We start from the raw sequence: 8,815 nt of genomic DNA, 5'->3' as shown, positions 1-8,815 counted from the left end.
GTCCCTGTCTCGCGCGGCGTCCCTGTCTCGCGCGGCGTCCCTGTCTCGCGCGGCGTCCCTGTCTCGCGCGGCGGCCTCGCCCCGCGCTGAGGGTTTCGCGCGAGGCAAGGGCGCTCTGTGCGGTGGGGCTCTCGCGCATGCAGGGAACGCCGAGTGCGGTGGGCTCGTGCGAGGTCGAGGCGCTCCGAGCGGTGCGATCGCTCCCCGCGGTGAGGGTCTCGTGCGTGTCGGGAGCGCCGAGTGCGGTGGGCTCGTGCGAGGTCGAGGTGCTCCGAGTGGTGCGGTCGCTTCCCGTGGTGGGGGTCTCGTGTGTGCTGGGAGCGCCGGGTGCGGTGGGATCGCGCGACCCGGGGGCGCTCCGCGAGGTGGGAACGTTACGGGCGGGCCGGGCGCCGGCCACTACGCGAAGATGGTGCGTGGTGGGCATTCCTTGCGTGATGGGGGCGTGGCGTGCGCGGCGGCCATCGCGGGCGTGGGCGGGGGCCTGGCGCGTCGGGGGGTCGGCTTGTCGTGGGGATGGCCTGCGGGGCGGGGAATCGCGTGCCCTTCAGGCCTCGCGTGCGATGGGGATGCCGGGAAAGTTCCGGCCGCGGCGGATGGTGGGGCGCGCTGAGTTATGAGGACGTTGCTTGTCACCAACGACTTTCCGCCTCGGCCCGGGGGGATTCAGCAGTTCGTGCACAACCTTGCTGTGCGGCAGCCGCACGGTGAGGTCGTCGTGTACGCCTCCACCTGGAAAGGGGCGGAGAAGTTCGACGCTGAGCAACCCTTCGAAGTGGTGCGGGACCGGACCGGGATGCTGCTGCCGACCGCTCGGGTGGCGCGGCGGGCGGCCGAGCTGGCTCGGGCGCACGACTGCGACACCGTGATGTTCGGGGCCGCGGCGCCGCTCGGGCTGCTGGCCGACGGGCTGCGGCGGCGGGCCGGGGTTCGGCGGGTCGTGGCGCTCACGCACGGGCACGAGGTCGGGTGGGCGGCGCTGCCCGGGGCCCGTGGGCTGCTGCGGCGCATCGGGCGGGGGGCCGACGTCGTGACGTACCTGGGGGAGTACACCCGGGTGCGGCTCGCCCGGGTCCTTGACGGGGTGACCTCGCTCGAGCGGCTGGCGCCCGGAGTCGACGTCGACGCCTACTCGCCGGGGGTCGACGGGAGCGTGGTGCGGGCCAGGTACGGGCTCACCGACGTTCCCGTGATCGTCTGCGTGTCGCGGCTGGTGCCGCGCAAGGGGCAGGACGTGCTCATCCGGGCGCTCAAGCGGGTCCATCGGACGGTGCCCGAGGCCGCGCTGCTGATCGTCAGTGGGGGGCCGGACCGGGCGCGGCTCGAGCGGATCGTGCGGGACGCCGGGCTGGAGCGGTACGTGGTGTTCACCGGGTCCGTCTCGTGGGCCGAACTGCCCGCGCACTACGCGGCCGGGGACGTCTTTGCCATGCCCTGCCGGACCCGGCGGCGTGGGCTCGACGTCGAGGGGCTCGGGATCGTCTACCTGGAGGCCTCCGCCACCGGGCTGCCCGTCGTCGCCGGGGACTCCGGCGGTGCGCCCGATGCGGTGCGTGAGGGGGAGACCGGGTTCGTCGTCGACGGGCGGGACGTCCACGCCGTCGCCGAGCGGCTCACGAACCTGCTCACCGACCCGTTCCTGGCCTCCCGCATGGGTGCCGCCGGGCGGGCCTGGGTCGAGTCGGAGTGGCGCTGGGAAACGCAGGCCGAACGGCTTCGTACCCTGCTCGCCGGCTGACGCGGAGCAGGCTGGGGAAAGCCGGAATGGGACGGCCGAAAGGGTCGCCCGGCGGCGCCGGGTAGTGGCGCGCCGCCGTTTCGGATGACGACGAGTGGTTGCGGCCGGTCGTGACGCAATGTGCCGGACGGCCAGGGAGCAATGGCCACCGCCGGGGCCATTCCTGGGGGGTGCCTGCGATCAGCGCAGGTCAATGCGAAAAACGACGATCGCGCCGTGGGGGCACGGCGCGATCAGGCGGAACGAAACGAACTGGGCTAGAACTTCGGGGCGTCCGGGGCCTCCAGGAGGCCCAGGCGGAGCGCGGTCATCAGGGCCTGGGCGCGGTTGGCTGCGCCCAGCTTCTCGTACAGCTTCGAGATGTGGGTCTTCGCCGTCGACTCGGAGACGAAGAGCTGCTTCGCGATGCCGGCCACGCTCATGCCGTCGGCCAGCAGGCGCAGGACCTGGCCCTCGCGCGGGGACAGCTGCGGGCCGCTCGGGGCCAGGCGGCGCTTCATCGCCTCGGCCAGGTCGGCCGCGGTGAACGCGCTCGGGGCCGACGCCGCGTGGCGGGCCGCGGCCACCACCTCGTCGGCGGGGGCCGTCTTCGGCACGAACGCGGAGGCGCCGGCCTCCAGGGCGCCGAAGAGCTGGTCGTCCCCCGCATACATGGTCAGGACCACGATGCCCATGTTGCTGCTGGTCTTGCGCAGGGCACGGGTCGCCTCCAGGCCGCTGCCGTCGGGCAGGCGGAGGTCCATGATCACGACGTCGGGCTGGAGGGCGCCGGCCTGGCGGATCGCCTCGGCCGCGGTGGCGGCCTCGCCGACGACCTCGAACTGGCGGTCGCGCTCGAACGCGTGGCGCAGTCCTCGGCGGATCAGATCGTGGTCGTCGACGAGCAGCACTTTCGTGCGAGTCGTCGGCGTCGCGGTAGTCGACATTCCCGGTGCTCTCTCCCTCTGGGTGCCTTCACGCTACCGCGCACGCGGTGCGGTTCCGAGCACAACCGCCACTGTGGTCCCATTCGGCACACGTGGCGTGATCTCCAACCGGCCCCGGATACGTTCCGCCCTCTCGGCCATGATCGCAAGACCATAGCGCCCATCCGGGCGGTTTTCGCCGATGCCGCTGCCGTCGTCGGAGATTTCTACCTGTGCGAACGGTGGATCGACCGCGCACGTTACCCAAAGATTCTCAGCACCGGCGTGTTTCCGCGCGTTGGTGATGGCTTCCTGGGCGATGCGCAGCAGTTCTGCCTCAACCGCGGCGGGCAGTCGGGCCGTGCTTTCGTCGAGTGAAAGGTGGACACGCAGGCCCGCCGAGGCCCCCACCGTACGCGCGTAGTCGGCGATCGCGGCCGTCAATCCCCCATAGCGGTCGACCTCGCTGCGCAGCTCGAACAGCGAGAGCCGCAGCTCGGTGATCACGCGGGTGACCTCGGCCCGCAGGACCCGCAGCTCCTCCTCGGTGGTGGACGAGTCGGGCAGGGCGGCGAGCGCGTTGTCGATGCCGTACCCGACCATGACCAGCTCCTGGGCCACGCCGTCGTGGATCTCCCGGGCCAGCCGCTGCCGCTCCTCGGTCGTGGCCAGCGAGCGGACCTCGTCGAAGAGCAGCGCCGCCTCGAGGCGCAGCGCGGCCGGGCCGGTGATCGCGGTGACGCGGGAGACGAGCGCCGGCGGATACGCGCCGGAGGAGTCGCTCTCCAGCACGATGAGCCCGATCGTGCGCACGCCGGCGACCAGCGGCACGACCAGGGACGAGATGTTCCGGCTGCCGGTCACCGACCGGGCCTGCGAGCGGCCCGAGGTCACCGGCTGCTGGCCCGCCCAGGCGTCGGCGACGGCGCTCTCGGTGTCGAGCGCGGTCTCCCAGTCGAACCGCTCGACGCCGGCCTGGGCCAGGACGACCAGCCGGCCGCCGCCGCTGCTGGACAGCACCGCCCCGCGCACCGCCGGCACCGTGGCCCGCACCTCGTCGAGCAGGTGCTCGGCCAGGCCGCCCGGGTCGAGCGTGGCGCCGGGCAGCTGCCGGGCGACGCTGCGCAGCTGGGTCAGCAGGCGGGTCGCCTCCGCATACGGCTGGGGCGTGTCGTCGGGCCGCCGGGCCAGCAGCACCCGCTGGAAGATCCCGGTCTGGAAGGCGCCGATCCCGGCGATGACCAGCCACTGGACGGCCGGCACCAGGTAGGAGCGCTCGTCGAGCACGCCGTCCACAGCGCCGCCGACGGCGAGCAGGGCCGCCGCCGTGCCCAGGAACAGCCAGGCGATCCGCCGGCCGTCCGCGAACGCGGCCCCGATGATCGGCACCGGGAGGTACACCAGGATCGATCCCGCGTCACCGTCGAGCGTCGATGCCGCGAATGCGGTGATCAGCACCTCGGCCATCCGCCCGAGCTGCGCGACCCGGTGGCCGGGCGGCGCCACCGTGGCGATCGCCGCCGCCGCGAACAGCAGGGCGAGCCAGAGCAGCTCCGCGGCCCGCACCTCGTCGATCAGCAGCAGCGTCGCGACCAGCGCGAGCATCAGGACACGGACGGCGATCACAGCGCTTCGCGGGCGCTCGCCCAGCACCGGCACGTCGGTCAAGAGCGATCCCTTTCGTGTGGGGGGCACGAGGGTCAGCGTTCGTAGATGGCGGTGATGTCGCCCGCGTACTCCTTCATCACGACATTCCGCTTCACCTTCAACGACGGAGTGAGCTCCCCGGTCGCTTCCGTGAAGTCGCGGGGCAGAATCCGGAAGACCTTGATCGCCTCCGCCTTCGACACCGCCTGGTTGGCCTCGTCGACCGCCTTCTGGACCTCGGCCCGCAGCTCGGCGTCGTCGGCCAGGTCGGCGGCGGTCGCCGTCTCGGGCTTGCCGTTGGCCTTCAGCCAGGCCGGCAGGGCGTCGGGGTCGATGGTGACCAGCGCGGCGATGAACGGCTGCCGGTCGCCGATGACCATGCACTGGCTGATCAGCGCGTGGGCGCGGACCCGGTCCTCCAGGACGGCGGGGGCGACGTTCTTGCCGCCCGCGGTCACGATGATCTCCTTCTTCCGGCCGGTGATCCGCAGGTAGCCGTCGTCGTCGAGCTCGCCCAGGTCGCCGGTGTGGAACCAGCCGTCGTCGTCGATCGCCTCGCTCGTCGCGGCCGGGTTGTTCCAATACCCCTTGAAGACGATGTCGCCCTGGACCAGGATCTCACCGTCGTCGTCGATGCGGATCGTGACGCCCGGCAGCGGCCGGCCGACGGTGCCGACGCGCTCGCCGGTGTCCCGGTTGGCGTTGGTGGCCGGGGAGGTCTCGGTCAGCCCATACCCCTCGTAGATCGTCACGCCGATGCCGCGGAAGAAGTGCGCGAGCCGCTCGCCGAGCGGGGCGCCGCCGGAGATCGCGCGCTCGCACCGCCCGCCGAGGGCGGCCCGCAGCTTGCTGTAGACGAGCCGGTCGAACAGCGTGTGCTGGAGCTTCAGGGCCAGCCCGGGGCGGCCGTCGGCCTGGCTGTAGGCGATCGCGACCCGCTCGGCCCGGTCGAAGATCGCGCCCTTGCCGTCGGCGTGCGCGCGCTGCTTGGCGGTGTTGTAGACCTTCTCGAACACGCGCGGCACCGACAGTACAAATGTCGGCTGGAAGCTTTTGAGCACCTCGGCCAGGTTCTTGGTGTCGGCGGTGTGGCCCATGGTGGCCCGGGCCTGCACCACGCCGATCTGGATGAGCCGCGCGAAGGAGTGTGCCAGCGGGAGGAAGAGCAGCGTGCGGGCGCCCTCGTTGAACAGCGACCGGAGCTCCGGGATCGCGTTGACGATGTCGCTGAGCATGTTGCGGTGGGTGATCATGCAGCCTTTGGGGCGTCCAGTGGTACCACTGGTGTAGATGATCGTCGCGAGATCGTCCGCCTTCGTGGCGGTGCGGCGCCGGTCGACGTCCTCGCGGGCGACCGCCGCCCCGTCCGCGCCCAGCTCCTCGATCGCGCCGCGGGCGCCGTCGATCTGCCACACGTGGGCGAGCCCCGGCGCCCGGTCGCGGACCTGGCTCACGGTGTCGCGGTGCGCGTCGGACTCGACGAAGCAGGCGACCGCGCCCGAGTCCTCCAGGATCCAGGCGACCTGCTCGGGGCTGGACGTCTCGTAGATCGGCACGGTCACCGCGCCGCACGCCCAGATCGCGTAGTCGATCAGGGTCCACTCGTAGCGGGTCTTGCTCATCAGGGCCACCCGCTCGCCCGGCTCGATGCCGGCGGCCAGCAGTCCCCGGGCCAGGGCGATGACCTGGTCGAGGAACTCGGCGCAGGTGACGTCCTGCCACTCGGCGCCGACCCGGCGCTGGAACTGCACCGCGTCGGGCGCCGCTGCCGCGTTGTCCCAGACCGGGTCGGTCAGCGTGGCAGTCTCGGCGACGGTCACCGCGGCGGGAACGGAGAACTCGCGCACGTCCGGCTCCTCATTTCACATCTGTGTAGCCCGTACAGGAAACCTACCTGAGCCCCGTCCCGCCACGTCGATGGGCGGCGAGCCGACGCTCCGTCACGGCGCGGGCAGAGGTAGCCTGCCACGCATGGCCGACACTTCGACGCAGTCGATCGTCATTGACGCGCCCCCGGAGCGGGTCGCCGCGGTCATCGCCGACTTCGATCGCTACCCGGAATGGGTGGGCGCGGTGAAGTCGATCGAGGTGGTCGAGGAGTACGAGGACGGGTATGCGAGCCAGGTCCGCTTCGTGCTCGACTCCGGCCCCGTCACTGATGAGTACACCTTGAAGTACGAGTACGCCGAGGATCTCAGCCGCATCGAATGGAGCCTGGTGGCGCCCTCGAAGATGCAGAAGCAGCAGAACGGCTCGTACGACATCGGGGCCAACCCCGACGGCACCTCCACCGTCACCTACTCACTCGCCGTCGAGCTGGCGATCGGCATGCTCGGCATGTTCAAGCGCAAGGCCGAGAAGATGATCATGGACACGGCACTCAAGGAGCTCAAGCGCCGCGTGGAGGCCGGAGCATGAACCGGGACCCGCGCGAGGAGGCCGAGCGGCTGGTGGCGACCGCGCTCGCCGCGCTGTCCATGGCCGCCAACAGCACCGCCGGCTTCGCGACCGGCTCCGCCGAGTGCTGCGTCTGCCCCGTCTGCAAGGCGATCGCCGCCGCCCGCGACCCCGACCCGGACTTCGCCGAGCGCCTCGCGACCGGCGTCGGGGACATCGCGGTCGGGCTGGCCGGGGTGCTGCGCTCCTTCGGGTCGCCCGGGGGATCCGGCGGGGGATCTGCTGGAGGATCTACCGGGGGATCCGGCGGTACCGCCAAAGCCGAAACTTCCGACGAAGACGACGACGTCTGGCGATCGGCCACCTCGGAAAGCTGAACGAGAGGAAACACCCACAGTGGGGCTGACCATCGGCGTCGACATCGGCGGAACCAAGGTGCTCGGCGGTGTCGTCGACTCGGCCGGCGACGTGCTCGCGCAGACGCGGCGGGACACGCCGGCCCAGGACCCCGGCCAGACCGCGGACCGGATCATCGAGGTGATCAGGGAGCTGTCCGCCGCGCACCCGGTCGACGCGGTCGGCATCGGCGCTGCCGGCTGGATCGACGCGACCCGCTCGATCGTGCAGTTCGCGCCCAACCTGGCCTGGCGCAACGAGCCGCTGCGGGACAAGATCACCGCGGCCGTCGGGCTCCCGGCGGTCGTGGAGAACGACGGCAACGCGGCGGCGTGGGCCGAGTTCCGGTTCGGCGCCGCGCACGACGCCGACGACTCGATGGTGCTGATCACGGTCGGCACCGGCATCGGCGGCGGGATCATCATCGGCGGCAACCTGATCCGCGGCGCCAACGGCATCGCCGGCGAGCTGGGCCACACGATGATGGTGCCCGGCGGCCACCCGTGCGGCTGCGGCCGGCACGGCTGCCTGGAGCAGTACACCAGCGGCCGGGCCCTGGTCCGGTTCGCCCGGGCCGACGCCCGCGAGCGCCCGGAGGCGGCCGAGCAGCTGCTCGCGCTGGCCGGCGGCGAGGTCGACCGGATCGACGGCCCGGCGATCACCCAGGCGGCCCGCAGCGGCGACCCGGTCGCGATCGCCGCGTTCGAGCAGGCCGGCCGCTGGCTGGGGGTCGCCTTCGCCGACCTCGTGCAGCTCTTCGACCCGCAGGTGATCGTGGTCGGCGGCGGCGTGATCGAGGCCGGCGACCTGCTGATGAAGCCGGCCCGGGCCAGCTACGAGGAGCAGCTGGCCCAGCGCGGGCGGCTGCCCGTCGCCGAGGTCCGCCCAGCGCTCATGGGCAACCTGGCGGGTGTCGTCGGAGCGGCGGACCTGGCCCGGGTGTGACGCGATGACCAAGCTCCGGGTGCTCTCCTACAACGTCCACAGCCTGAAGGACGACCGCCGGTCGCTGGCCGCGGTGGTCCGTGGGGTCGCGCCCGACGTGGCGATCCTCCAGGAGGCGCCGCGCCGGTTCCGGTGGCGGCAGAAGTCGGCCGACCTGGCCCGCGACTTCGAGCTGGTGGTCGGCGGGGGAGGGCTCCCGGCGCTGGGCAACCTGATCCTCACCAACCTGCGGGTGCGGGCGGTCGAGAGCTGGAACGTCCAGTACCCGCTGACCCCCGGCCGCCACATGCGCGGCGCGGCCTTCGTCCGCTGCCGCGTCGGCCGCTCGACGTTCGTGGCGGTCGGCTCCCACCTGTCGACGGACGCGACCGAGCGCCCGTCCCAGGCGGAGCTGCTCAAGCAGCACATGGACGAGGTCCCCGAGCCGCTGCTGTTCGGCGGCGACCTGAACGAGAACTCCGGCGGCGCCGCCTGGCGCATGATCGCCGACGGCCTGACCGACGCCGCGGGTGCCGACGAGCGCCACACGTTCCCCTGCGCGGGCCCGCGGGAGCGCCTGGACGCGGTCTTCGCCGACCCGCGGATGACGGTCCTGCAGTACGACGTGGTGGACACCCCGGAGGCCCGAGCCGCGAGCGACCACTTCCCGGTCGTCGTCGACCTGGAGTTCGACTAGCCCGTCACGTCGTTGGCAGCGGTGCACGAATCGCTCAGCTCGGGCCCGACGGACCACGCGGGCTGAGCGGCGGGCGCGGGCTGAGCGGCGGGCGCGGGCTGAGCGGCGGGC

7 protein-coding genes and 1 pseudogene are annotated in these 8,815 nt (G+C 72.4%); 5 read left to right on the top strand and 3 right to left on the bottom strand.

What is annotated here, in order from left to right; genetic code table 11:
• The first annotated feature begins 616 nt into the window (after positions 1 to 616).
• Positions 617 to 1,738: a glycosyltransferase family 4 protein gene (locus tag ABZS66_RS55815; RefSeq protein WP_354772150.1), complete on the top strand. Its 1,122-nt coding sequence runs from the start codon at positions 617 to 619 to the stop codon at positions 1,736 to 1,738.
• Between the two features lie 257 nt (positions 1,739 to 1,995).
• On the opposite strand, the gene ABZS66_RS55810 is transcribed toward ABZS66_RS55815, so the two are convergent.
• The 3 genes from ABZS66_RS55810 to ABZS66_RS55800 form a co-directional block, all read right to left on the bottom strand.
• Positions 1,996 to 2,664: a response regulator transcription factor gene (locus ABZS66_RS55810; protein ID WP_190257838.1), complete on the bottom strand. Its 669-nt coding sequence runs from the start codon at positions 2,662 to 2,664 to the stop codon at positions 1,996 to 1,998.
• 33 nt (positions 2,665 to 2,697) lie between these two features.
• Positions 2,698 to 4,248: a GAF domain-containing protein gene (locus ABZS66_RS55805; RefSeq protein WP_354772162.1), complete on the bottom strand. Its 1,551-nt coding sequence runs from the start codon at positions 4,246 to 4,248 to the stop codon at positions 2,698 to 2,700.
• Between the two features lie 95 nt (positions 4,249 to 4,343).
• The gene (locus ABZS66_RS55800) at positions 4,344 to 6,137 is read right to left on the bottom strand and encodes a long-chain fatty acid--CoA ligase (protein ID WP_354772148.1); all 1,794 of its coding nucleotides are present in this window, start codon (positions 6,135 to 6,137) and stop codon (positions 4,344 to 4,346) included.
• 124 nt (positions 6,138 to 6,261) lie between these two features.
• Here ABZS66_RS55800 and ABZS66_RS55795 point away from each other — a divergent pair, with 124 nt between their 5' ends.
• From ABZS66_RS55795 to ABZS66_RS55780, 4 genes and pseudogenes are all read left to right on the top strand, one after another.
• Positions 6,262 to 6,708 (top strand): SRPBCC family protein, encoded by a 447-nt coding sequence (locus ABZS66_RS55795; RefSeq protein WP_354772146.1) that lies wholly within the window; start codon positions 6,262 to 6,264, stop codon positions 6,706 to 6,708.
• A pseudogene (locus tag ABZS66_RS55790) lies at positions 6,705 to 6,944 on the top strand (hypothetical protein); the annotation flags it as partial. The gene ABZS66_RS55795 and the pseudogene ABZS66_RS55790, both read left to right, overlap by 4 nt.
• Positions 6,945 to 7,083: 139 nt before the next feature.
• Positions 7,084 to 8,028, top strand: coding sequence for an ROK family glucokinase (locus ABZS66_RS55785; protein ID WP_354772144.1), 945 nt, complete (start codon positions 7,084 to 7,086; stop codon positions 8,026 to 8,028).
• Positions 8,029 to 8,032: 4 nt separating this feature from the next.
• A complete protein-coding gene (locus tag ABZS66_RS55780) occupies positions 8,033 to 8,704 on the top strand; it encodes an endonuclease/exonuclease/phosphatase family protein (protein WP_354772142.1) in 672 nt (223 codons plus the stop codon).
• Positions 8,705 to 8,815: the final 111 nt, after the last annotated feature.

The organism is Dactylosporangium sp. NPDC005572, assembly GCF_040605515.1.
Lineage (GTDB): Bacteria > Actinomycetota > Actinomycetes > Mycobacteriales > Micromonosporaceae > Dactylosporangium.
The sequence above is the reverse complement of the archived record's forward strand: the minus strand, read 5'-3'. Positions and strand labels throughout refer to the sequence as shown.